The sequence below is a fragment of the Pectobacterium sp. A5351 genome (assembly GCF_028335745.1).
GTDB lineage: Bacteria > Pseudomonadota > Gammaproteobacteria > Enterobacterales > Enterobacteriaceae > Pectobacterium.
In genome coordinates this window covers 3,330,304-3,354,152 of sequence record NZ_CP116477.1, presented here as the reverse complement: position 1 = coordinate 3,354,152, position 23,849 = coordinate 3,330,304, and the positions used below count along the sequence as shown (strand labels likewise).

The 23,849-nt window shown below is 54.0% G+C and carries 24 protein-coding genes; 12 read left to right on the top strand and 12 right to left on the bottom strand.

Features of this window, described 5'->3' with window-relative positions:
- Positions 1-537 precede the first annotated feature (537 nt).
- The gene (locus O1Q74_RS15515) at positions 538-690 is read left to right on the top strand and encodes a hypothetical protein (RefSeq protein WP_271874534.1); all 153 of its coding nucleotides are present in this window, start codon (positions 538-540) and stop codon (positions 688-690) included.
- Between the two features lie 40 nt (positions 691-730).
- Here O1Q74_RS15515 and hpxZ read toward each other — a convergent pair whose 3' ends face one another.
- The 4 genes from hpxZ to O1Q74_RS15495 are packed head-to-tail and all read right to left on the bottom strand — an operon-like array spanning position 731 to position 4,366.
- Complete coding sequence (hpxZ, locus tag O1Q74_RS15510) at positions 731-1,117, bottom strand: oxalurate catabolism protein HpxZ (protein ID WP_271874533.1); 387 nt, start codon at positions 1,115-1,117, stop codon at positions 731-733.
- Positions 1,081-2,526, bottom strand: coding sequence for an AtzE family amidohydrolase (locus tag O1Q74_RS15505; RefSeq protein ID WP_271874532.1), 1,446 nt, complete (start codon positions 2,524-2,526; stop codon positions 1,081-1,083). The genes hpxZ and O1Q74_RS15505 overlap by 37 nt, the downstream gene beginning before the upstream one ends.
- Complete coding sequence (gene hpxX / locus O1Q74_RS15500; protein WP_271874531.1) at positions 2,523-2,735, bottom strand: oxalurate catabolism protein HpxX; 213 nt, start codon at positions 2,733-2,735, stop codon at positions 2,523-2,525. The genes O1Q74_RS15505 and hpxX overlap by 4 nt, the downstream gene beginning before the upstream one ends.
- A gap of 26 nt (positions 2,736-2,761) precedes the next feature.
- Positions 2,762-4,366 (bottom strand): gamma-glutamyltransferase family protein, encoded by a 1,605-nt coding sequence (locus O1Q74_RS15495; RefSeq protein ID WP_271874530.1) that lies wholly within the window; start codon positions 4,364-4,366, stop codon positions 2,762-2,764.
- A 199-nt stretch (positions 4,367-4,565) separates the two neighbouring features.
- Between O1Q74_RS15495 and O1Q74_RS15490 the strand changes: the two genes are divergently transcribed.
- From O1Q74_RS15490 to hpxK, 7 genes are all read left to right on the top strand, one after another.
- Positions 4,566-5,405: a MurR/RpiR family transcriptional regulator gene (locus tag O1Q74_RS15490; RefSeq protein ID WP_271874529.1), complete on the top strand. Its 840-nt coding sequence runs from the start codon at positions 4,566-4,568 to the stop codon at positions 5,403-5,405.
- A gap of 581 nt (positions 5,406-5,986) precedes the next feature.
- Positions 5,987-6,772, top strand: coding sequence for a transporter substrate-binding domain-containing protein (locus tag O1Q74_RS15485; RefSeq protein WP_043881978.1), 786 nt, complete (start codon positions 5,987-5,989; stop codon positions 6,770-6,772).
- A gap of 12 nt (positions 6,773-6,784) precedes the next feature.
- The gene (locus O1Q74_RS15480; RefSeq protein WP_271874528.1) at positions 6,785-7,450 is read left to right on the top strand and encodes an amino acid ABC transporter permease; all 666 of its coding nucleotides are present in this window, start codon (positions 6,785-6,787) and stop codon (positions 7,448-7,450) included.
- Positions 7,450-8,103 carry an amino acid ABC transporter permease gene (locus O1Q74_RS15475; RefSeq protein ID WP_180740697.1) on the top strand — a complete coding sequence of 218 codons (654 nt, stop codon included), beginning with the start codon at positions 7,450-7,452 and terminating at the stop codon, positions 8,101-8,103. Before O1Q74_RS15480 ends, O1Q74_RS15475 begins: the two co-directional genes overlap by 1 nt.
- Positions 8,084-8,827, top strand: a complete 744-nt coding sequence (locus tag O1Q74_RS15470) for an amino acid ABC transporter ATP-binding protein (protein ID WP_271874527.1) — start codon at positions 8,084-8,086, stop codon at positions 8,825-8,827. The genes O1Q74_RS15475 and O1Q74_RS15470 overlap by 20 nt, the downstream gene beginning before the upstream one ends.
- 77 nt (positions 8,828-8,904) lie before the next feature.
- Entirely contained in the window at positions 8,905-10,149 is a 1,245-nt protein-coding gene (locus tag O1Q74_RS15465) for a pyridoxal-phosphate-dependent aminotransferase family protein (protein WP_271874526.1), read from the top strand.
- Positions 10,146-11,399, top strand: a complete 1,254-nt coding sequence (gene hpxK / locus O1Q74_RS15460; protein ID WP_271874525.1) for an allantoate amidohydrolase — start codon at positions 10,146-10,148, stop codon at positions 11,397-11,399. Before O1Q74_RS15465 ends, hpxK begins: the two co-directional genes overlap by 4 nt.
- An 84-nt stretch (positions 11,400-11,483) precedes the next feature.
- Here hpxK and O1Q74_RS15455 read toward each other — a convergent pair whose 3' ends face one another.
- From O1Q74_RS15455 to O1Q74_RS15435, 5 genes are all read right to left on the bottom strand, one after another.
- Positions 11,484-12,071, bottom strand: coding sequence for a LysE family translocator (locus O1Q74_RS15455; RefSeq protein ID WP_271874524.1), 588 nt, complete (start codon positions 12,069-12,071; stop codon positions 11,484-11,486).
- Positions 12,071-12,775, bottom strand: a complete 705-nt coding sequence (locus O1Q74_RS15450; RefSeq protein WP_271874523.1) for an SDR family NAD(P)-dependent oxidoreductase — start codon at positions 12,773-12,775, stop codon at positions 12,071-12,073. Before O1Q74_RS15450 ends, O1Q74_RS15455 begins: the two co-directional genes overlap by 1 nt.
- Positions 12,772-13,440: a 2OG-Fe dioxygenase family protein gene (locus O1Q74_RS15445; RefSeq protein ID WP_271874522.1), complete on the bottom strand. Its 669-nt coding sequence runs from the start codon at positions 13,438-13,440 to the stop codon at positions 12,772-12,774. Before O1Q74_RS15445 ends, O1Q74_RS15450 begins: the two co-directional genes overlap by 4 nt.
- Before the next feature lie 596 nt (positions 13,441-14,036).
- Positions 14,037-14,804, bottom strand: coding sequence for an amidohydrolase (locus O1Q74_RS15440; RefSeq protein WP_271874521.1), 768 nt, complete (start codon positions 14,802-14,804; stop codon positions 14,037-14,039).
- The gene (locus O1Q74_RS15435) at positions 14,792-15,949 is read right to left on the bottom strand and encodes a pyridoxal phosphate-dependent aminotransferase (RefSeq protein WP_271874520.1); all 1,158 of its coding nucleotides are present in this window, start codon (positions 15,947-15,949) and stop codon (positions 14,792-14,794) included. The genes O1Q74_RS15440 and O1Q74_RS15435 overlap by 13 nt, the downstream gene beginning before the upstream one ends.
- 187 nt (positions 15,950-16,136) lie before the next feature.
- Between O1Q74_RS15435 and O1Q74_RS15430 the strand changes: the two genes are divergently transcribed.
- Genes O1Q74_RS15430 through O1Q74_RS15420 form a run of 3 tightly spaced genes read left to right on the top strand, consistent with a single transcriptional unit; the run spans position 16,137 to position 17,982 of the window.
- On the top strand, positions 16,137-16,754 hold the full coding sequence (locus O1Q74_RS15430) for a methylthioribulose 1-phosphate dehydratase (protein WP_271874519.1): 618 nt from the start codon (positions 16,137-16,139) through the stop codon (positions 16,752-16,754).
- Entirely contained in the window at positions 16,751-17,440 is a 690-nt protein-coding gene (gene mtnC, locus O1Q74_RS15425) for an acireductone synthase (protein ID WP_271874518.1), read from the top strand. Before O1Q74_RS15430 ends, mtnC begins: the two co-directional genes overlap by 4 nt.
- On the top strand, positions 17,437-17,982 hold the full coding sequence (locus O1Q74_RS15420) for a 1,2-dihydroxy-3-keto-5-methylthiopentene dioxygenase (protein ID WP_271874517.1): 546 nt from the start codon (positions 17,437-17,439) through the stop codon (positions 17,980-17,982). The genes mtnC and O1Q74_RS15420 overlap by 4 nt, the downstream gene beginning before the upstream one ends.
- Positions 17,983-18,304: 322 nt before the next feature.
- Here O1Q74_RS15420 and mtnA read toward each other — a convergent pair whose 3' ends face one another.
- Positions 18,305-19,333: an S-methyl-5-thioribose-1-phosphate isomerase gene (gene mtnA / locus O1Q74_RS15415; protein ID WP_271874516.1), complete on the bottom strand. Its 1,029-nt coding sequence runs from the start codon at positions 19,331-19,333 to the stop codon at positions 18,305-18,307.
- Between the two features lie 153 nt (positions 19,334-19,486).
- Here mtnA and mtnK point away from each other — a divergent pair, with 153 nt between their 5' ends.
- On the top strand, positions 19,487-20,689 hold the full coding sequence (gene mtnK / locus O1Q74_RS15410) for an S-methyl-5-thioribose kinase (protein ID WP_271874515.1): 1,203 nt from the start codon (positions 19,487-19,489) through the stop codon (positions 20,687-20,689).
- Positions 20,690-20,754: 65 nt separating this feature from the next.
- On the opposite strand, the gene yajD is transcribed toward mtnK, so the two are convergent.
- Positions 20,755-21,105 (bottom strand): HNH nuclease YajD, encoded by a 351-nt coding sequence (gene yajD / locus O1Q74_RS15405; protein WP_010282592.1) that lies wholly within the window; start codon positions 21,103-21,105, stop codon positions 20,755-20,757.
- Positions 21,106-21,203: 98 nt separating this feature from the next.
- Positions 21,204-23,651 carry an acyl-CoA dehydrogenase FadE gene (gene fadE / locus O1Q74_RS15400; protein ID WP_271874514.1) on the bottom strand — a complete coding sequence of 816 codons (2,448 nt, stop codon included), beginning with the start codon at positions 23,649-23,651 and terminating at the stop codon, positions 21,204-21,206.
- Positions 23,652-23,849 lie beyond the last annotated feature (198 nt).

Here is a 23,849-nt window from a genome sequence, read left to right as displayed (position 1 = left end):
CTACCCTATCATACTCAGATTCTGAGACAACCCTTTATTGCCTCAGCGATGTGTCTCGGTAGACCAATATAGGCGATATCAGTAACGCTATTATCGTAGTCTTATCTTCATGATTTATGTGATCTTTGTGATTTTGGATTTGTTGGGTAATTCTTTTTATAACAGTACGTTATCGGTCGATTTTGACGTGATGAATTAGCAGGTGATATAACCTGTTCTGATTATGGATAAACCACGATTTATAGTGATTTTCACTAATATAATAATAGGGTAAATAAATCAAATTTTTGGGCTTATAGACACCAGAATAGGCCGACGCAGGTACATTTTTTACTTATGATAACTGTCGGTATTTTATACAGTATAGCAAAGATATAATGGGTGAAATGATAGTGTCAATTCTCGCCAATAAATGAGAGTGTTCTGAATAATATATTTGTCATTTTTACATGGACAATGCCATTTATAAGTCGGTGTGTTGAATTGTTTTGATAATTGCGAGGCAACGCCAGAAAGAGAAATAGAGATGGTACAGGCTTGGCGGTATTATCCCGGAAAAAACTGCAAATGGCGGCGCGTGATGTGGTAAAGCGCAAGCTGGCTTCAGGTGAATATGTGCTTATAGAGAGCAAATATTATCTGGCGTCAGACGCACCTAATCAGTCCGATAAACCGATGACGGGCAACTGACACAAGCACATACGGGCTTTGCTTGTGTCTTTTATCGTTTTCATTCGCTCATCAGGCTGACGTGGGCGGCGACAATGCGCCAGCCTTCGGGCATTTTTACCCAGATTTGCATTTGGCGACCAATCTTCGTGCTGCCTGCGCGGGTGAATTCCGTGCTGGCGACGGCCATATCATGACCGTAAGTGGTGATGGCGGTATTACGCAGGGTTCTGTCCAGACCGGCAGAGGGGCGAGCGAGGCGAAAGGCGCGGATTTCCTCGATCCCATACAGGTTTTCTCCCGCGCCGTAGCGCACCGTTTTTTCATCGTGCCAGAACAGCGCATCCAGCACGGCAATGTCATTACTCGTTAAGGCTTGCTCGTAGCGATAGAAGGCTTCGGTCACATCGGCTAGCACATCTGGCTGGTTAATATCGTCAGGCAACATATTTTCTTTCCTCTTAGGGTATAAGTGATGCCCTGCTGCTCAAGCGCCCACGCCGTCCGCAAGCACAAATCCTCGCGCCACGGTGCGGCAATAATCTGCACGCCTATCGGCAGGCCGTTTGCGGTCGCCACCGGCACCGTCACGACAGGCAGCCCGACGAAAGAGATCGGCTGTGTCAGCATGCCCATGCTGGCGCGGACGGGCAGATCAGTATCATTAATACGCATGGTTTCCTGCCCAATGAGCCTGGCGGAGCAGGGGGTCGCCGGGGCGATAAGCAGGTCGGTGTGCTCAAACAGCGCCAGCGTCTGTTGACGGAAATAGCTACGGAAGCGCTGAGCCTGCACATACCAGGCGGCGGGGATCATCGCACCTGCCAGCAGTCGCTCGCGTGACAGTGGTTCGAAGCGTTCAGGCTGCGTGCGTAAGGCGGGCAGATACTGATTTCCCCCTTCGCTGGCCGACAGAATAAAGGCGGCGCTGCGCGCCAGTGCGGCATCGGTTAGCGTCAGGCTGTCCTGTGCGCCCAGCGCCTGTGCGATCTGACGAACGGCGGCGTTGGCCTCCTCGCTGGCCCACGTGGAGAAATAGCCATCCAGCACCGCGTAGCGTAATCCGTCGCTGCCCGCTTCTAATTGTGTGGCCGTCTGCTGCGTTTCTCGTTCGGCCTGAAAACGGTCCTTCTCATCGCGGCCTTGTAGCGCATCAAACACTAACGCCAGGTCGTCTGCGCGGCGCGCCAAGGGGCCGATGTGGTCGAGGCTGGCGACAAACGGGTGGCTACCGTGACGCGATAAACGGCCAAACGTCGGCTTAAGCCCGAAAATACCGCATAGCGACGATGGCACACGGATTGAACCATTGGTGTCGCTGCCCAGCGTGAAATTAACCAGTCCCGCCGCTACCGCTGCCGCCGACCCGCCAGACGATCCGCCAGCGATGCGCTGTGTGTCGAGCGGGTTACGCGTGGGGCCGTAATGGCTGTTTTCGGTGGTAAAACCATAGGCATAGGCATCCATGTTTAGCATGCCGGACAGCAGCGCGCCCTGGCTGGCAAGCTGGCGGATGGCAAAGGCATCTTGTGTCGCGGGCGGGCGCTTGCTGAGAAGTTCGGCACCTGCCAGCGTGGTTTCACCGCTAACGTCAAACAGGTTTTTGACGGCGTAAGGCACACCGGCCAGCGGCGGTAAGGCTTCACCGCGTTGACGGCTCGCATCCAGACGTTCGGCCTCTGCCAGCATGCGCTCGCCCGTGACATGGGTGTAGGCATTAATGGTGGGGTTGGCCTGCTCAATCGCGTCCAGCGCCTGTTGTGCAAGCTCCTTCGCGGAGAACGTTCCGGCCTGTAAGCCTTGCTGAATCTGTTGAATCGATAACGATGAGGGCGCGCTTCTGGCGTATAAACTCATAGCGTATAAGCTCCTGGCGTATAAACACCGGCAATCTCCTGATGCTCATCAAGAGGAAAAGCCATCAGTGGCTGCGCCATGGCGTGGATGCGGCTGAACTGCACGAACAGCTCCTGACGTCGTTCCTGACTGAGTTGCAGCGCCAGCAGCGCTTCCATCTGCTGAAGGTAAGCGGCTAACGTGTCGCTATCGATAGACGTTGTCGTCATGAGGGGTTCTCTCGGTTGATTTGTGATTAGAAGCCTGCCGCGCTGCCGTTGCTACGTGGATCGAAGGCACCTTCCAGCATGCCGTTGGTGTGCCGCACGATGGCACCGGCGTGGCCGACCGTTTCACTAAAGCTGCTCAGTAGCTCGACGTCGTGACCGAGTTGACGCAATGCATCCACCGTGGCGGGCTTAAAGCGATCTTCGATCTTCAGCGAGTCGGAGGCTTGTCCCCAGGTTCGGCCCAGTAGCCAGCGCGGCGCGGTAATCGCCTGTTGCAGCGGCAGTCCCTGTTGGACGTGGCGGATAAAGATGGCCGCCTGCGTCTGCGGTTGCCCATCTCCGCCCATCGAACCGTAGACCATCGTCCGGCCGTCGGACAGGCGTGCGGCGGCAGGGTTTAAGGTATGGAAAGGCTGTTTACCCGGCTCTAACGCCAACAGGTGTGCCGGATCGAGACTGAACGAGGCACCGCGGTTCTGCCAGAGCACGCCGGTTCCCGGCAAGACAACGCCGCTGCCGAATTCGTGGTAAATACTTTGAATGAAAGAGACGCACAGGCCGCTGCTGTCGCATATGCCCATCCAAACGGTGTCTCCGGGGCCTTTACCTTCTCCCCACGGGGCGGCGTTGCGGGTATCGATTTGCCGTGCCAGTACGCCGAGCGCATCACTTTCCAGCAGCGCCTGAGCATCCTGCGTCATCAGTTTGGGATCGGTAATGAAGCGGTCGCGCAGGCCAAATGCCAGCTTGGTCGATTCGACAATGCGGTGGATCGTCTGGCTATCGCTCAGATCTTCCATTTCCAGACGATCGGTCAGGCCGAGAATGGCGAGTGACACCAGACCTTGCGTCGGCGGCGCGAGGTTATAGATGTCGCCTTTACTGTGTTTCAGCACCAGCGGCGCTGTCCGTTTGGCGCGGTAATTCGCCAGATCGTCAGCCGTCAGCGGCATACCGATCAACGCCATCTGTTTCGATAGTCGGGCAGCGACGGAGCCGCGATAAAAACTGTCCAGCCCTTCAATGCTGAGTGTCGTCAGGATATCGGCTAAATCTGGCTGTGTGAAACGGCTGCCCGCGCGTGGAACATTCCCTTGCGGCATAAAAATCTGGTTAAAGGCTGGGAAATCGCTCAGTTCGTGATAGCGCTGGGTGAGCGCATCTTCCTGGGATTGCGTGACGGGAATACCGTCAGCCGCGTAGCGAATGGCGTCAGATAACAGGCGGGCGAGCGGTATCGGGGCACTGTCCATTTCTTGTGAATAGGTGAGTTCTTGTGAGTAGGCCAGCGCGTCTTGCCAGCCGCCGACGGTGCCCGCGACCGTCAACGCGGCTTTAGGGCCACGATGTGGGATGCGTTTTTCGCCTTGATAATACTCACGGCAGGCCAGTGACCCGGCAGCACCGCTGGCATCAATGGCGACAGGTTCGCCGTGTGGCGGCACAATCAGCCAGAAGCCGTCGCCACCGATGCCATTCATATGTGGATAGACCACCGCAATGGTTGCCGCTGCCGCGACCATGGCTTCAATGGCGTTCCCGCCCTCACGCAGAATGGCTAATGCGCTGGCACTGGCTAAATGATGAGGTGCCACCGCCATGCCCAATGGGGCGGTATTGCTTTGCATCATTTTAAGATTCCTTTTTTGTGTAAGGTAAGTGTGAGTTGCTCCATTAACCCTAGCAATAAGCAAACGGCGTTCCAGTTTTTCGGTACGGTGGAAAGTCTGTCTGCGGTTCCTGAAGAGGTATCTGTATCATCCCGACAATCCTGTGCTATGTTCTGCGACATGAAACAAACGTTACAGCACGCGCAATGGGTGAGAGACGATGATGCAAATAGATGAACGATTACGGGATCGTTACGGCGAACTTTCACCGCAGGAGCAGCGCGTCGCGGATTTCATCTTCGATCACTTTGACGACCTGATTAGCTACAACAGCGCCGAGCTGGCGCGGTTGAGCGGCGTCTCCAAAGCGACCGCCAGTCGCTTGTTCAAACGATTGGGCTACCCTAGCTACCGTGACATGCGGGATGAACTCAGAACACTGCGCCAGAGCGGGATGCCGCTGGCTGATAACCGCGATGCCGTGCAGGGCAATACGCTGCTGGCGCGGCATTACAAACAGGAAATGGCAAACCTGACGCAGTGGATTAACCAGATTGACCCAGCACAGTTTGGTGCGGTGGTTCAGGCGTTGATGCAGGCGCAGCGCCTGTGTCTGATTGGGCTGCGCAACAGTTATCCGGTGGCGCTGCACCTGCGGCAACAACTGCTCCAGATTCGCCAACAGGTCACGCTGCTGGCGCAGCCGGGGCAGACACTATCCGAAGAGTTGGTGGATCTCACCGCGCAGGATGTCGTCATTGTGGTGGCCTTTCGCCGCCGACCGCGCCTGATTCAGCCGCTGCTGTCGCAGTTGCAAAAACGCGGTGTGCCTGTGCTGCTGCTGTGCGAACCACAGGTCGGCGTGTTGATGTCGCAGGCAACCTGGTCATTGTGCGTCCCGCTGGACAGCGTCTCGGCGTTTGATAGCTATTCCTCTGCCATGAGTCTGGTGAATGTGATCAGCAACGCGTTATTACATGAAATGCTGCATGACGGACGCCAGCGCATCCACCAGATCGCGGATCTTTATGGTGAACTGGAGGAGCTTGAGCAACGTTAATGGTGCATTGGGATGGTGCCATTGCACTAAAATGGTGCTAGTTAATTGGTGTTCTTATCTGTCATGTGGCTTGTTTCGGGCGTGATAAAACCGGATTATTTTTGTGACATAGCGCCACGCCCGACATAGGGCAGCTCAAACGCCGCTTGCCCTATGAACCCAGGCTTTTTGCGAGGAATCACGCCGCTTCGCGGTACCTTCGGCGTTCATGCCCGCAACCCGGACCGTCAGCGACGCGCTCCCGACGCGGCGCTGACTTTCGCGGCGTCCATGCCGCTCATCCGGCGGTCATGCTCACCTCAGCGTAATTTTTGACGCGAATAAAGCATGAAAACCATAAGGTTCAGCCCTGAGTATCACGCACGAAATTTTTCACAAATATTTCATATCCATAGCTATGCCTTGTTTTAGCAAAATCATTTGACCTTCTACGTTGTTCCTCACAGTCAAGGGTAACCACGTAATCTGGCATGCTCCTTGCTTAATATCTGCAACGATAGTTTCAGTGTTTGTTTTTAAAGAATCTTTCGTTTCAATTACACTAACCGGGGGCAGAGACGATGTTGATCAATAAACTGGGCATCAAAAAAGGGTTACTGGCGGTGATGGGCGCGGCAATGTTACTGGTTCAAGCCGGTAGCGCAATGGCCGATCAGTTGCAGGATATCGAGAAGCGCGGTGTGCTGCGCGTTGCGGTGCCGCAGGATTTCCCACCCTTTGGATCGGTAGGGACAGATCTGCAACCGCAGGGGTATGACATCGATATCGCCCGCTATCTGGCGAAAGAGATGAAACTAAAGTTGCAACTGGTGCCGGTCACCAGCGCCAACCGCGTACCGTATCTGCAAACCAATAAAGTTGATCTGGTGATCTCCAGCCTGGGCAAAAATGCTGAGCGCGAAAAAGTGATCGATTTCAGCCGCGCTTACGCGCCGTTCTTTCTGGGCGTATTCGGGCCAAAAGACAGCACGCTGACATCGTCTGATGCGCTGGAAGGTAAAAGCATTGGCGTGACGCGCGGTGCGGTAGAAGACATGGTGCTGACGGATATCGCGCCGAAGGCTGCCCAGATTAAGCGCTACGAAGATAACAACACGACGTTGTCGGCGTACCTGTCCGGGCAGGTGGAATATGTCGCCACCGGTAACCTGGTCGTTGCTGCTATCGCCGAGCAGAACCCGACGAAAGCGCCAGTGGCGAAGTTTATGCTGAAAGATTCACCGTGCTACATCGGGCTGAAGAAAGATGAGCCCGCGCTGAAAGCGAAAGTCGATGCGTTGATCGAACAGGCGCTGAAAGACGACACGCTTAATAGCCTGTCAGAAAAATGGCTGAAAGCGCCGCTGCCAGCCAGCATCAAAGCGTAACGGGAGCGCGCCATGACCTATCAGCTTAATTTTTCCGCGCTGTTGCCGTTCTGGCCTGAGCTGCTGGCGGGGTTGTGGGTCACCATTGAGCTGACGGTAATGGCAACCCTTGGCGGCATTGCCATCGGTATCTGCGGTGCAGCTTTACGTAGCGGTAAGCCTACCCTGCTGAGTCGGCTGTGGGGAATCTACATCGAGCTGATCCGCAATACGCCGTTTGTGGTGCAGTTGTTCTTTATCGTCTTCGGCTTGCCGAGTCTGGGCTGGAAGCTCACCGCCGGGCAGGCCGCGCTGTTGGCGATGTTGATTAACCTCGGTGCGTACAGTACCGAGATTATCCGTGCGGGGATTCAGGTGACGCCGAAAGGCCAGTGGGAAGCGGCTCGTGTGCTGGGGCTGACGCGGGTGCAGACCTTTTTACGTGTAATTCTGCCGCCCGCGCTCCAGCGGATTTATCCGGCGCTGGTCAGCCAATGCATCATCGTCATGCTGGGGTCGTCGGTGGTATCGCAGGTGTCTTATGAGGAGCTGACTTTTGCTGCCAACCTGATTCAGTCCCGTACTTTTCTGAGTTTTGAAGTGTATCTGGCGACCACGCTGTGTTATCTGGCGCTGTCTGTCCTGATGCGGCAACTCTTGCTGCTGGCGGGACGGCGTTTCTTAGGGAGTCAGTCATAATGGCATTTACCGACTGGGATATTGTGCGCAACCTGTTGCTGGCGGCGCGCTGGACGCTGTTGCTGTCGCTGACGGCCTTCATCGGCGGTGCGCTGGTGACGTTTCCGCTGATGCTGCTGCGGTTGACCAAACGCAAGTGGCCGACGCGCTTTGTTCAACTGTATTCCGAACTGTTTCAGGGGACGCCGCTGCTGATGCAACTGTTCCTCGCCTTTTTCGGGCTGGCGCTGTTCGGTATCGATGTCAGCCCGTGGACGGCAGCCGCGCTGGCGCTGACGCTGTTTACCAGCGCCTTTCTGGTGGATATCTGGTGCGGCAGCGTGGAAGCCTTGCCGAAAGGGCAGTGGGAAGCCTCGCGCTGTCTCGGGCTGGACTTCGGCCAGACGCTCTATCGGGTGATTGCGCCGCAGGCGATGCGTATCGCCATCGCGCCCACGGTGGGGTTTTCCGTACAGGTGATTAAAGGCACCGCGCTGGCGTCGATCATCGGTTTTGTTGAGCTGACCAAGGCGGGAACCATGCTGAATAACGTGACCTATCAGCCGTTTAAAGTGTTTGGATTGGTGGCGCTGGGCTACTTCCTGATGTGCTATCCGCTCTCTTACTACAGCCGCTATCTGGAGAAGAAATTCAATGCCGCTCATCACCATTAATCAGGTTCAAAAATATTACGGCCAGAACCATGTCCTGAAAGGGGTGGATCTGGATATTGAAATGGGCGAAGTCATCTCGATCATCGGGCGCAGCGGCTCCGGTAAGAGCACGCTCCTGCGCTGTATGAACGGTCTGGAAGGCTATCAGGACGGCAGTATCAAGCTGGGCGGGATGACGGTTACCGACAGGGATTCACAGGCGCGGGAAATCAGCCGCTCGGTTGGGATGGTGTTCCAGAATTTCAATCTGTTCCCCCATATGACGGCGCTGGAAAATGTGATGCTGGCTCCGCGCCGCGTGCTGGGTAAAAGCGCGGCAGAGTGCCGTGAACTGGGTGAGAAGATGCTCAACAAGGTTGGGCTGGGTGAGCGCCTTCACTACTATCCTGCCAACCTGTCGGGCGGCCAGCAGCAGCGTGTCGCGATTGCCCGCGCATTGGCGATGAACCCCAAAGTCCTGCTGTGTGACGAAATTACCTCGGCACTCGATCCTGAATTAGTCGGCGAAGTGCTGAAGGTGTTGGAACAGTTGGCCGCTGAAGGCATGACGCTGATTCTGGTGACGCATGAAATGAATTTTGCCCGTGAAGTGGGCGACCGCGTGGTGTTTATGCATCAGGGCACCGTTTGGGAGCAGGGCGACAGCAAAACGCTGTTCGCTAACCCGCAGACCCGCGAACTAAAACAGTTTATCGCCTCCGTACGAGGGCTATCGGAAGCGTAATGCTTGCACTAGCCACGTACGAAAGAATGCGATTAGCTGACCAGTAACGTTAAAGAAAGAATTTGGAGCCTATAACCATGAGCAGCGAACTGTACGCGCAAATTAATCCTCCTCATCGCTTACTGATGGGGCCGGGGCCGATCAACGCCGATCCGCGCGTATTACGGGCAATGGCCAGCCAATTGGTTGGACAGTATGACCCCGCGATGACGAACTACATGAATCAGGTCATGGCACTCTATCGTCAGCTTTTCCGCACGGAAAACCGCTGGACGATGTTGGTGGACGGCACCTCGCGTGCGGGGATCGAAGCGATTTTACTGTCGGCGATCCGCCCCGGCGACAAAGTGCTGGTGCCGGTGTTTGGTCGTTTCGGTCATCTGCTGTGTGAGATTGCCCGCCGCTGTCGGGCTGAGGTGCATACCATCGAGGTTCCGTGGGGCGAGGTGTTCTCGCCAGATCAGATCGAAGAGGCGATCAAGGCGGTGCGCCCGCGTCTGTTGCTGACGGTGCAGGGCGATACCTCGACCACCATGCTGCAACCGCTGGAAGAACTGGGCGAGATTTGTCGCCGTCACGGCGTACTGTTTTATACCGATGCCACCGCATCTTTCGGCGGTAACCCGCTGGAAACGGATCAATGGGGACTGGATGCGGTTTCCGCAGGGTTGCAGAAATGCCTCGGCGGGCCGTCCGGCAGTTCACCGATCACGCTGAGTCCGCAGATGGAGGCGGTAATCCGCCGTCGTAAATGTGTGGAGCAGGGGATACGAACGGACGCGCATCAGGACGGCGATGACGAGATGATCTATTCCAACTACTTTGATCTGGGCATGGTGATGGATTACTGGGGGCCGGAGCGCCTGAATCACCACACCGAAGCGACGAGCATGCTGTTTGCCGCACGCGAGTGCGCGCGAACAATCCTCGAAGAAGGGTTGGATAGCAGCATTGCCCGCCATGCGCTGCACGGTAATGCGCTGGTGGCGGGGATTCAGGGAATGGGACTGGAAACCTTTGGCAATCTTAAACACAAAATGAATAACGTGCTGGGCGTAGTGATTCCTGACGGTGTTCACGGCGAACAGGTACGTAAGCTGCTGCTGGAAGATTTCGCCATTGAGATCGGCACCTCGTTTGGTCCGCTTGAGGGCAAGATCTGGCGTATCGGCACGATGGGCTATAACGCGCGTAAAGACTGTGTGATGCAAACGCTGACGGCGCTGGAGGCGGTGCTGAATCGGCTGGGCTTCCGCACGGTGCAGGGTGAGGCCTTGCAGGCCGCGTGGAATAGCTATGCGGCGAATGAGGTGCGTGCATGAGTGAACCTCTACTGTCACCAGTTGCGGCACACGCGGCGGCTGAACAGATTATGTTGCGCTGTGATGCGCTGGCAGAAATCAGCGAAACCCCTGGGCAGTTGACCCGCGTTTATCTGTCGCTGGAGCACCTGCGTGCCAATGTGCTGGTAGGGGAATGGATGCGCGAAGCGGGCATGAACGTCTGGCAGGATAGCGTTGGCAATATTTGTGGTCGCTATGACGGACTCACGCCGGATGCGCCAGCGCTGCTGCTTGGTTCGCATCTGGATACGGTGCGCAATGCCGGACGATACGACGGCATGCTGGGCGTACTGACGGCAATTGAGGTCGTGCGCACATTCCATCAACAGGGCATTCGTTTGCCTGTGGCGTTGGAGATTATTGGCTTCGGCGATGAGGAAGGCACGCGCTTTGGTATTACCCTGCTCGGTAGTCGGGGGTTGACGGGCACTTGGCCGGAGAACTGGCTGGATTGTCAGGATGCCGAAGGCACCAGCGTGGCGCAGGCCTTGACCATTGCAGGGTTGGATCCGCTTCAGGTGGCGGAAGCGGCGCGTCCAGTTAGTGATATTGTCGCCTATCTGGAATTGCACATCGAACAGGGGCCGTGTCTGGAACAACAGGATCTGGCGCTGGGAGTCGTTACCGCGATCAACGGAGCGCGACGGCTCAACTGTACCTTCCTCGGTCTGGCTGGACATGCCGGCACGGTGCCGATGACGCAGCGGCAGGATGCGCTGGCGGCAGCGGCGGACTGGATGGCGCAGGCAGAGCGGGTCACGCGAGAAAGTGATCCTCATCTGGTCGCGACGTTTGGTACGTTGCAGTGTTTACCGGGGGCGGCGAACGTCATCCCCGGTGAAGTGAAGATGACGCTGGATATTCGCGGGCCGGAGGATGCACCGCTGGATGCGTTGCTGGAAAAACTCCTGATGCTGGGGCAGGCTATCGCGCACCAGCGCGGCTGCCAGTTCAGTGCCGAAGAATATTATCGTATTGCTGCAACCCGCTGCGATCCCGCGTTGCAGTCGGTATTAAATGAGGCGGTGACGCAGGTTCAGGGGAAAACGCTGATGCTGCCGAGCGGCGCGGGGCACGATGCGATTGCCATCGCCGAACGCTGGCCGGTGGCGATGCTGTTTGTCCGCTGTCGCGGTGGCATTAGCCACCATCCTGATGAGTCCGTGACCACGGCGGATGTGGCGCTGGCATTAAGTGCGCTCAGAAATATGGTGTTATCCTATAATTAAAGGAGGTTCAGTTCCCTCTTCTTCATAGAAACAAGGTCATTTATACCCTAACTAATCCGAAGAGGGATAGATGTCATATTGCGATTAAAACCATAAAAAAACAATTGCAACTAATAATAAAATACCAAATATTTTGTCTTGGTTTTTACTTAATGCACTGCCACTGTTTTTTATGATAACGTCACTTGAATAGCTCCATAAAAGGTGCGAGAGCATATTACACAGTGTTATAATTACTGCTAACATTATGCCATAACGATAATCTTCCGCTTGCTTAGAAAATAGTGAATATATTGTTATTATTATGGTTATATTCTTAGGGTTGATTGCTTGTGCAAAAACACCATGCATGAAACCACTTTTGATATTCTCTTTCTTTTTTACGGAGCTGTCTGCTCTGATCATGCTTATCGCTAAGTATAACATATAAACACTGCCAAGGATTTTTGCGATTAACGATAAGTTTTCAAAATGGCTCAAGATCCCCTCTGCCCCGATCGCAATGATAAGAGAGTAAACGAAAGGTAATACCTGAAGTCCAGCAATGAATTTTAGCGTTTTCTTAAAACCTTGAACAGACGCAATACTCAGACAGAGGATATTTGTTGGCCCCGGTGATAAGGCTAAGGGTAAATTAACGAGTAACGCACTGATTATGAATTTGATGTCCATTATATATCCTTAAATGCAGTCCATCCACCATCAACGAAAAGTGTACTTCCAGTTATAAATGATGATCTGCTTGATAGTAAAAACTGAATAGCTTCAGAAACTTCTCCAACTTCCCCGGTTCTTTTCATTATGTGATTGTTGTTCACTTTCTCCATTAATACATGGTCTTGGTAATAATCATTGGTTAATGGTGTTTTAATAACACCAGGAGCCACTGAATTGACTCTAATTTCTAAAGGTGAAAGCTCAATGGCCAAGCATTTTGTTAATCCAATTAACGCGTGTTTGCTGGATACATATGCGCTTCTGTTTGGCTCACCTAACACGCCAGATACGGATGAAATATTTACGATACTACTTTTTTTAATCAAGTTATGTCGGCATGTTTTCACTGCTAAAAAAAATGAGTCTACATTTACGTTGAACACTTTTTTCCATTCAGCGTATGATAACTCATCTAGAGAGCATATTTCTCTAATTCCTGCGCAATATATTAACCCATCAAAAACATGATTGCTTATTCTTTTCTGAATAAGAGGGGCGATTGATTCTGGATTGCTTAAGTCAAGTTCGACAAAATCAACCTTATCGCTAGACGGCTTAATTCTATCAAAAACTAAAACAGAATATCCTTTTATTAGCAGATCTTCGGCGACTTTCTCACCAATCCCACTACTGCCACCGAAAATAATAAATTTCTTCATTTTTTCTGTGCCCTGCTTTCCAGTGTAACTAATAAGATATCTCTGTAGGAAGTGCTATCTGGTTGATTACATCCTAATGGTGTGACGGCATGGAAGAATTCTTTTGTTAGGACGATAGTGTCCATAAATGTAGATAAATTCTTTACAAGATTAATCGATTTACCATCATTTGATATAATAGAGTCGCCACCAACAGCATTTTCTGATTTAGATAGAAAGTGTAAAAAGACTAACTCTTCATCGTCTTTATGTAACCATAAAGGTGAACTATATGATGGTTTTTTTTCTGTTGCGACATATCGGATAGGGTGCACACCTATATCAAATTGGTGTAGGTTTGTTTTTTTTATAATGTGCTCGGTATCAATTGATAATATTTTTTTAAATAGATTGTTATTAATTATTTCATCGGGGATGTCGATGAAGTCTCTATCCTTTCCACCATCGACATTATTTGAGTCATAAGTTTGGAAATAGGTTGAATTATTGCTTTCGACTAAGCCTTTTTCTGCCGTAAATGTATATCTTCTATAGGCTCTCTTTCTTATTTTTCCATTTGCATAAGGGTCAAATTCCAATTTGTCATACATTTGTCTGAAAATTTTCTCTTGAGCGATGTTTGATGAAAAATGTGCACCTTCAATGAAAATATTTTCTAGTAACATGGTAATATCCCTATTTTTCTGGCTTGTTTATATCCGTCATACTGCAATCTGTTTGTGCGTGGCCGACCTTACTTACTCCAGTTACTTACCTCAATTACTTATCAGAGTAAGTTATTAGCGATTCTCTCGGTAGCCACTTTCACGTCGCTCGAATTATTTAAGATGTAATTTTTATATACGATGAGTTATTTCATTGTGAAATTATTATCCCATCGTGCTATGCATCTTTTAATAACAAGAGAGATAAATCGGGGGGGAGGTTAAATGTTTTTTTGTTATGTGTAAAGAATTTGTTGGTTTTTCTTTTTTTATGATTATTATTTCCTCTTGTTATTATATGTTTATTATTAATTTATTTTTTTGAGTAAATCGGTGGCGATATTAGTCAGTGTTAAGGTAATTAGCACCCTAGGTTGATTCAGGCTGCCTGTCTTTTTCGCTCAGGATTCAGCATGACTGCGTTCTCTGATCACGAGTTTTATGTCTTTCCCACCCTGCATTCTGACTTGAGTTGCTGGCGGGATTGTGGATCACCATTGAACTGGTGCTTCATCATGCATCAGCACCGTAACGACTACAGCTACAACTATTACATATTACAGCGTAAAACGGTCGGCGTCGCGCCAGGCGGGGAAGGATTCCCGGTAGCTTTGCAGCGCTTCCAGCGACAGCTCGGCGTCCAGACAGGCGGGTTGGTTGGGGGCGGCAGAGGCAAGGATTTCCCCTTGCGCGTTAATAATCAGGCTATCGCCACGGTAGCTGTGGCCGTTGCCGTCGGTGCCGACGCGGTTACAGCCTGCAACGTAGGCCTGATTCTCAATGGCGCGTGCCGCCAGCAGTGTTTGCCAGTGTGCGGCGCGTGGTGCTGGCCAGTTGGCGACATACAGCGCCAGATCGTAATCCTGTCGATTGCGCGACCAGACGGGGAAACGCAGGTCGTAACAGATCATCGGGCAGATGCGCCAGCCGCGCCATTCAAGGGTGACGCGCTCCGTGCCTGCCTGATAGTGATGGTGTTCATCCGCCATGCGGAACAGGTGGCGTTTATCGTAGTGATACACCTCCCCGTGCGGATCGACCAGCAGAAAACGGTTCACCGCGCCTTTTGGCGTGTTTACCGCGACGCTGCCACCGATCAGTGCGTTCGTCTTCTGCGCCCATTGGTGCAGCCACGTTTCTACAACCGATTGATCCAGACTGCCTTTGGCTGCCTCCATCGCAAAGCCGGTGGTGAACATCTCCGGTAGCACAATAACATCACGTCCGCCCATCTCCGCCAATAAGGTGTCGAAGTGGCGCAGGTTGGCCTCCCCATCGCGCCAGACCAGCGGCTGTTGCAGCAATGAAATTTTTAAAGTCGACATAAACGCTCCGCTGCGGCATCCAACGTGGCTTCCTGTTTAGCAAAGCATAGCCGAATCAACGTGTGTGGGAACGGGTCGGCGCAAAAGACGGACAGCGGAATCGCGGCAACGCCAACGTGCTCGGTCAGCCAGCGGCAGAAGCTCACATCGTCCAGATCGGATATCGCCCGATAGTCCGCCAGCAGGAAATAGGTGCCTTCGCAGGGCAGAATCTCAAAACGGCTGACGGCCAGCGCATTGATGAAGCGATCGCGCTTGGCACGGTAAAAATCGGGCAGTTCGCGCCAGTGCTGCGGCTGTTCACGCAGCATGTCGGCAATGGCGAACTGGGCGGGCGTGTTCACGGAGAACGTCAGATACTGGTGAACCTTCCGCACTTCCGCACTGAGCACCGCTGGCGCGACACAGTAGCCGACTTTCCAGCCAGTCATATGGAACGTTTTACCAAACGATGAGACAGCGATAGCGCGCTGACGCAGCGATGGATGTGCCAGTACGCTGGCGTGCCCTTCGCTGTCGAAACAGATGTGCTCGTAGACTTCATCGCTCAGCACGAAGATGTCACGCGCGGCAATCGCCTGCCACAACTGCTCGAAATCCGCCTTCTGCCAGACGGTAGCAGACGGGTTGTGCGGCGTATTCAGAATCACCAACCGGGTGCGCTCGCTCAGCACATCGGCAAAATGCGACCAGTCCACGTGAAACGCAGGTGGTTGCAAGGCGATGCGCTTAAGTACGCCGCCCGCCAACGTAACGGCAGGCGCATAGCTGTCATAGCTGGGATCGAAACAAATCACTTCATCGCCGGGGCGCACCAGCGCCGCAATGGCGGCAAACAGCGCTTCGGTTGCTCCCGCCGTGACGGTGACTTCACTATCGGCATCCGGTCGCCAGCCGTACAGGGCTTCTGTTTTTTCGGCAATCGCCTGACGCAGCGGCGCGACGCCGGTCATCGGCGCATATTGGTTGGCGCCCTGGCTGACGTGATACGCCAGCCGCTGCTGTAAATAGTCCGGGCCGTCAAAATCAGGGAAACCTTGTGATAGATTGATGGCCTGATGCTGTTGGGCCAGCGCACTCATCTGGGTAAAGATGGTGGTGCCCAGCGAAGGCAGTTTACTGTCGGGGATTAACGCGGCGCTCATGGCGGGTAGGACTCCTGCAAGCCTGTATTGCCTCGTAATATAACATGCTGCTAGTATTTGGCAATCAAGACGCTTGGACGTTTAAACGGCTAAATTCCGTTATGGACTAAGACATAACGGAATGGTCTATATCTCCAAAAATCATCCAGAAACGTTGTTAGAAAAATGGAGCAAAACAGGAAGCCTCATGACTGAAAATCAACAATTGACGGCGCTGCTTGCGGCCTGCCACTGGATAGGTGAGAAGGGCTGGTGTCCGGCAACGGGCGGTAATATGTCCGTACGCCTTGATGAAGCGCAGTGCCTGATTACCGAATCGGGTAAAGACAAGGGCAGCCTTCAGGCAGAGGATTTCCTGCTGGTGGAGATTGCCACGAACCACGTGCCGAGTGGCCGCACGCCGTCGGCGGAAACCGGGCTACACACGCTGCTGTATCGCCGCGAGCCGACTATCGGCGCGGTGCTGCACACGCACTCGGTGAATGCCACGGTATTATCCCGTGTAGAGAAAGGCGCTGAACTAGTGCTGCACGGCTACGAAATGCAAAAGTCGCTGGCGGGGCAGACCACCCATTTGGATCGCGTGGCGATCCCGATTTTCGATAACGATCAGGATATCCCGGCGCTGGCGCAGCGTGTTTCTGAGTACGCCAGCCACACGCCGTTACGTTACGGTTTTCTGGTGCGCGGCCACGGCCTTTACTGCTGGGGTGCCACGGTGAAAGAAGCACGTCGCCATTTGGAAGGGTTAGAGTTCCTGTTCCAGTGCGAATTGCAGCGTCGATTGCTGGAGGCGAAAGCATGATTAAGGCGATTGTGACCGATATTGAAGGCACGACCAGCGATATCCGTTTTGTGCACCGCGTGCTGTTTCCCTATGCGCGTGAGCGTCTGGCGGACACGGTGCGGCAGCACGACAGCGATCCGGAGATCGCGCAGGCGCTGAACGCATTGCGTCAGGAGCTGGGTCAGCCGGATGCGGATAGCGAAGCGCTGATCGCCGCGCTAAACCAGTTTATGGATGAAGACCGTAAATCCACCGCGCTGAAGCTACTGCAAGGCATTATCTGGCGGGCGGGCTACCGTAACGGTGATTTTCAGGGGCACTTGTACCCCGAAGTGGCGGCGCAGCTCGCCGCGTGGCAGCAGCAGGGTATTTGCCTGTATGTTTACTCATCAGGTTCGGTAGAAGCGCAGCAGTTGCTGTTCGGCTACAGCAACGCTGGCGATCTGCGTCCGCTGTTCAGTGACTATTTTGATACGCGCGTCGGTGCCAAGCGCGAGACCGATTCTTATCGCACGATTGCACAAGCCATCGGGCTACCGGCGGAGCAACTGTTGTTCCTGTCGGACATTCGTCAGGAGCTGGATGCCGCGCAGGAAGCCGGTTGGCACACCTGTCAGCTTATTCGTGATGATGCGGATAACGTGAGCCGTCACCGTCAGGTGGCACGTTTTGACCAGATCGACTTACCGGAGTACGCCCAATGAGTGGATTAACCATTTTTAGCGACAGCGATGCAAGCCAGCCGATTTGGCAAAGTCAGGATGCTGAGGCGATTCAGAAGCAACTGAACGAAATTGGTGTGCGTTTTGAACGCTGGGAAGCCAGCCAGACACTGAGCGATGTACCGTCGTCTGAAGAAGTGCTGGCGGCCTATCAGCATGAGATTGATAAGCTGGTGGCAGAAAAAGGCTATCAGAGCTGGGACGTTATCAGTATGCGTTCCGATAATCCGCAGCGTGCGGAGCTACGCACCAAATTTTTATCCGAGCATGTGCATCATGAAGATGAAGTGCGCTTTTTCGTGGAAGGCGCGGGGCTGTTCTGCCTGCACCTGAACGGCAAGATTTACCAGATCCTGTGTGAAAAAAACGATCTGCTGTCCGTACCCGCGGGCACAGCGCACTGGTTTGATATGGGGCCGGAGCCGCACTTCACCGCCATCCGCCTGTTCGATAACCCGGAAGGGTGGATCGCGCATTTTACCGGCGATAAGATCGCGGATGTGTATCCGAAATTGGAACGATAGCTCTAGAGCTTGTTGTAAACGAACGCTCTATGAATGAACGAGTATGTTTCGTGCGTTTCTACCTTTGCCGCTCTATGTTGCGTGTTCCGAAACGCCCGACCCAGGGCGGCTCAATCGCCGTCGCCCTGGGAACCCTGGCTTTTGGCGAGAAATATGCCGCTATCGCGGTTCCCTCGTCGTTAATGTGCTTCTGATGGATCGCCAGTGACGCGTTCCCGACGCGGCACTGGCTTTCGCCGCGTCCGTGCGGCTCATCCAGAAGCCCATCATCTCCTCGGCATATTTACGCCGGGAAGAATGGCACTACTGAAATTTATTTTTTCTATTTCAGGGTGTTCTGGAATATCCCTTCTTTCACGTCCTGTGGCGTGACCACGCCAGTATCGAGTACCCAGCCGCTGATTAATTCGGCGGGAGTGACGTCAAAGGCTGGGTTGTAGACCGCCGCGTTCTGCGGGGCCCACTGGCAGTGACCGAAGCTGCCGGAAACGCCGGTGACTTCAGCGGCGGCGCGTTGTTCGATAGGAATGGCTCGGCCGTCCGGGCACGCAGGATCGTGCGTGGTGTGCGGTGCCGCGACGTAAAACGGAATCTGGTGATAATGCGCCAGTACTGCGAGGCTATAGGTGCCGATCTTATTGGCGACGTCGCCGTTGGCGGCAATGCGGTCAGCGCCGACCCAAATCGCATCAACCTGACCCTGTGCCATCAGGCTGGCGGCCATCGAATCACAAATCAGTTGATAAGGAATGCCCAGCTCGCCCAGTTCCCAGGCCGTGAGGCGTCCGCCCTGCAAGAGTGGTCGGGTTTCATCAACCCACACCTGAGTGACCTTTCCCTGTTGGTGCGCACGCAGCAGCACACCGATGGCGGTGCCGATGCCGGCTGTTGCCAGCCCGCCCGTGTTGCAATGGGTCAGCAGACGGCTGTTTGGTTTTACCAGCGCTGCGCCATGGTCGGCAATGCGCTCACACAGCGCGCGATCTTCTTCTACCAGCCGTAGAGCTTCCTGCACCAGCGCAGCGACAAACTGCGGCTGTGCCAACGCCAGCTTCATGCGATCCAGATTGTTCATCAGGTTCACGGCGGTAGGGCGCGATGCCCGCAGCGTCTCCAGCGCCTGCGCCAGTTCGGCCTGCGATAGCCCTCTCTCCGCCAATAGTGCGAGCAGCAGGCTCGCGGACAGGCCAATCAGCGGCGCACCGCGTACGCGCAGCGTCTGAATATGTTCAACCAGTGAGCTGACATCCGGGCAAGGACTCCAGCGTTTTTCTTGCGGCAGCGCCTGCTGGTCGAGGATCCACAGTTGGTTATCAACAATTTTCAGGCTGGTTGTGTTAAGTGTCTGCATAGGTCGTTAAATCCATGTTGCATCGATATTCTTATTCTGCCAAGATGCCTAATAGATGTATAGACGTCCGAACGTTTTTATGTCCGTATCTTTGGTTTTTGCCCGGTTTTGATTAAAGAATACGTTTTGATTGCAGAATAGCGAGGAGTTGGAATGTCACTTTACCGCACTTTTACGGCGGATGACGCTGTTGAATATGCCCGCCAGTACGGCGGTGTCAGTCAGCCGCAGGCGCTGGTAGCCGCAGAAGAGATCGGCGATGGCAATCTGAATCTGGTGTTTAAAATTAAAGATGAAGCGGGCGTCAGTCGAGTCATCGTCAAACAGGCGCTGCCCTATGTGCGTTGCGTTGGGGAATCTTGGCCGCTGACGCTCGATCGTGCTCGTATTGAGGCCGAAACGTTGCTGACGCACGCACGCTTTTGTCCGCAGCATACCGTGACCGTGCTCTATCACGATCCCGAATTGGCCGTGATGGTGCAGGAAGATCTCTCCGATCATCGCATCTGGCGTAGCGAGCTGGTTAATGGCGCGGATTATCCGCAGGCGGCGGCACAGCTGGGAGAATATCTGGCACAGACGCTATTCCATACCTCTGATTTTTATCAGCATCCGCATGAGAAGAAGGCAGCGGTAAGCCAGTTCACTAACCCTGAGCTGTGTCAGATTACCGAAGATCTGTTCTTTACCGACCCCTATATCGACCATGAAAGAAACCAGTTTGATGCTGCGCTGACGCCGGATGTGCAGGAGTTGCGTGACGATCGGGCGTTGAAGCTGGCAGTCGCTGGACTGAAGCACGGTTTCCTGAGCAAAGCCGAGGCGCTGCTGCACGGTGATATCCACAGTGGGTCGATCTTTGTCGCAGAAGGGCGACTGAAGGCCATCGATGCTGAATTCGGCTTCTATGGGCCAATAGGTTTTGATGTTGGCACGGCAATGGGCAACCTGCTGCTGAATTATTGTGGCCTGCCGGGGCTGTTGGCACCGCGTGAGGCGGCGGCGGGGCGTGAACGACGTCTGGAAGATATTCGTACGCTGTGGCAGACCTTTTCCGCTCGTTTTCTGGCGTTGAGCGACAATGAAAGCCGCGATCCGGCGCTGGCGGAATCGGGCTATGCCGCGCTGTTTTTACAGCAGGTGTGGTTGGATGCCGTTGGGTACTGTGGAACCGAATTGATTCGCCGCACGATTGGGCTGGCGCACGTCGCCGATCTGGACAGTATTCAGGAGACGGAAGCGCGTTTAGCGTGTCAGCGCCATGCGATTTCACTGGGCAGAACGCTGGTACTGGCGGCTCCGCATATTGCGGATGTGGATGCGCTGCTGGCGCGTGTACGGCAGAGCGGTGCCTGATTCGCGTAACGGCGTTATGTAAGTTCTCGCTCCCATCGCGAATCGGATGGGAGCGGTAAACAGACCTATTTCTTCCCTTTATTCATCATCGCCTGCAAATTCGCGAAAGGGTTGTGCGTGGCAACGCCAACATCCTTCTGCGCATCCTCACCCGCGACGACCGTCGATCCATACATATCCGCATCGGTATATTTTGAATGCTCATGGTCGTGACAGTAGAGGCACAGCATTTCCCAGTTACTGCCGTCTTCCGGGTTATTGCTGTGATCGTGATCGATGTGGTGAACGGTTAATTCACGCAGGTTGGAATAGACGAATTCGCGTGAACAGCGACCACATACCCACGGGAAAAGTTTGAGCGCTTTTTCGCGGTAGCCGCTTTCAAGTCTGGCGTAGTTCTTGGGGATGTAAGCCATGTGTTGGGTTTCATTCAGAAGGAAAGAGGATGTAGATTTTACAACTGATGCGTGTGTAAATGAAAGAACAGGCCGCCATATTGGCGGCCTGTTGCTGTTTATGCTGCTTCGGTTTTTCTTTCTGACTGCGATACTGGTTTAGGTTTGTTGGCGGCCAGTGCGTCGAACGCAAAGTCATCCACGTTGATTGAACGTAAGCGGCTGGCTTCGGCTTTGGTCAGAATGGCTGCCTCTTCTGCGGTAATCTGACCTTCCACCAGCGCCTGTTCTGCTAACTGATCCAGTCGCATGAACGGCAGTGGCTTGTTGCTGGCTTTCGCCAGACGTTGGTAAATCGGCTCGGCGGCGATGATATCCAGTAAAGCCTCTTCCAGCAGCCCGACCGGGTTGTGTTCGCTGGCAACCAGATATTGACCGCGTCCCAGACGATTACGCGTCTCCGACGGCGTTTGCAGAATCTTCGCGACCTCATGATCGAGGCGGTCAGACGGTGCCGGGCAGCGCAGACCCAGTGGGAAGATGATGACCGTCAGCAGTCCTGCAACAACACGATTCGGGAAGTTGCGCAGCAGATCGTCCAGCGCCTGCTCGGCCTGATGCAGACTATCCTGCACGCCCCAGTGCACCAGCGGTAAATCCGCTTTTTGACGCCCTTCGTCTTCATAGCGTTTCAGCGTCGCGGAAGCCAGATAGAGCTGGCTGAGAATATCCCCCAGACGCGCCGAGATACGCTCGCGACGCTTCAGGCTGCCGCCCAGAACCGCCATCGACACATCCGCCAGCAGTGCCAGATTCGCACTGAGTCGGTTGAGCTGCTGATAGTAATGACGCGTTTTGTCGTTCACTGGCGCACGGCTCAGACGGCCGTTGGTCAATCCAAGCCAGAAGCTGCGCACTTTGTTGCTGCCGACGTGGCCGATGTGCCCAACCAGCGCACGGTCAAAGCGTGAGACATCGTTTTCCTGCGCCGCTGCCATCTCTTCCAGCACATAAGGGTGACAGCGTATGGCACCTTGCCCGAAGATGATCATACTGCGCGTCAGGATATTCGCCCCTTCTACGGTGATCGCAATCGGTGCACCTTGATAGCTGCGCGCCAGGAAGTTGGTCGGGCCGAGACAGATGCCTTTGCCCCCAGCGATATCCATCGCATCCATTACGCTGCGCTGACCGCGGTGGGTACAGTGATATTTGACGATAGCGGAGAGCACTGCGGGTTTTTCACCCTGCATGATACCGCTGGTAATCAGTGTTGCGGCGGCGTCCATCACATAAGCGTTACCCGCAATGCGTGCCAGCGGCTCTTCGATACCTTCCATCTTACCGATGGAGATCTTAAACTGGCGGCGAATGTGCGCGTAAGCACCGATGCCGAGAGCAATCGATTTCAGCCCACCGGTGGAGTTGGACGGCAGCGTAATGCCGCGCCCGACTGACAGACACTCCATCAGCATACGCCAGCCCTGACCCGCCATCTTCGCACCGCCGATGATGTAGTCCAGCGGGACAAAAATGTTCTCACCCTGCGTTGGCCCATTTTGGAACGGAACGTTCAGCGGGAAATGGCGGCGGCCGATTTTAACGCCGTCGGTATCCGTCGGAATCAACGCACAGGTAATGCCTACGTCGTCTTCATCGCCTAACAGATGATCGGGATCGTACAGCTTAAAGGCTAACCCCAGCACGGTAGCGACCGGCGCGAGTGTGATATAGCGTTTATTCCAGGTCAGGCGCATACCCACGACCTGTTCGCCGTGCCAGTTGCCGTAGCAGACAATACCGGTATCGGGAATCGAACCTGCATCCGAACCCGCTTCCGGGCTGGTCAGTGCAAAGCAGGGTACTTCCTGACCGCGCGCTAAGCGTGGCAGGTAGTGATCTTTTTGCGCGTCCGTACCGTAGTGTTGTAGCAATTCGCCGGGGCCGAGTGAGTTAGGCACGCCGACGGTGATTGCTACAATACTGGAGACGCCAGCCAGTTTTTGCAGCACCTGCGCCTGTGCGTAAGCCGAGAATTCCAGCCCGCCGTATTGCTTCTTGATGATCATGGCGAAGAAGCGATGCTCTTTTAAAAACTCCCACAGTTCTGGCGGGATATCGGCGCGTTCATGGGTGATTTCAAAGTCGTTTGCCATCCGGCAGGCTTCAGCAACCGGCCCATCGATAAATGCCTGCTCTTCGGCGGTCAACTGCGGACGCGGGTAGTTATGCAGCTTTTTCCAGTCCGGCGCGCCGCGAAACAGGTCGCCTTCCCACCAGGTTGTCCCGGCGTCGATCGCCTCTTTTTCCGTGTTCGACATCGGCGGCATGACTTTCTGGAACATGCGCAGCGTGGAAGCGGAAACCAGCTTTTGGCGCAGAGAGGGAACCGTAATCGGAATCAGCAGAATCACGAGCGGAATCATCAGCCAGACAGGCCACAGCAACATGGCGGACATGGCTGCAAAGTAGGCCAGCAGGATAGCGCTGCCGAGCAGCAGGCTGAGCCGATGATAAAACATCGCGCCGATGATAATCAGTAGGAGGAGAATACTGACAGCAACCATAACGTGTCTCCAGCATTGTGATCGAATGGAGGGTTTTCATTCTTCCCCGAGCGTTGTGTGACGGGGAAAGCGAGAACCGTTTTCATCAGTGAAATAAGGCGTAATAGGTCATGTCGTAAGAGGTCTGACCTGTTGCTTGTATTCGTTGTAGTTTATCTGATTATTTTTATCAATCCGTTTACATCATAATTACAACTC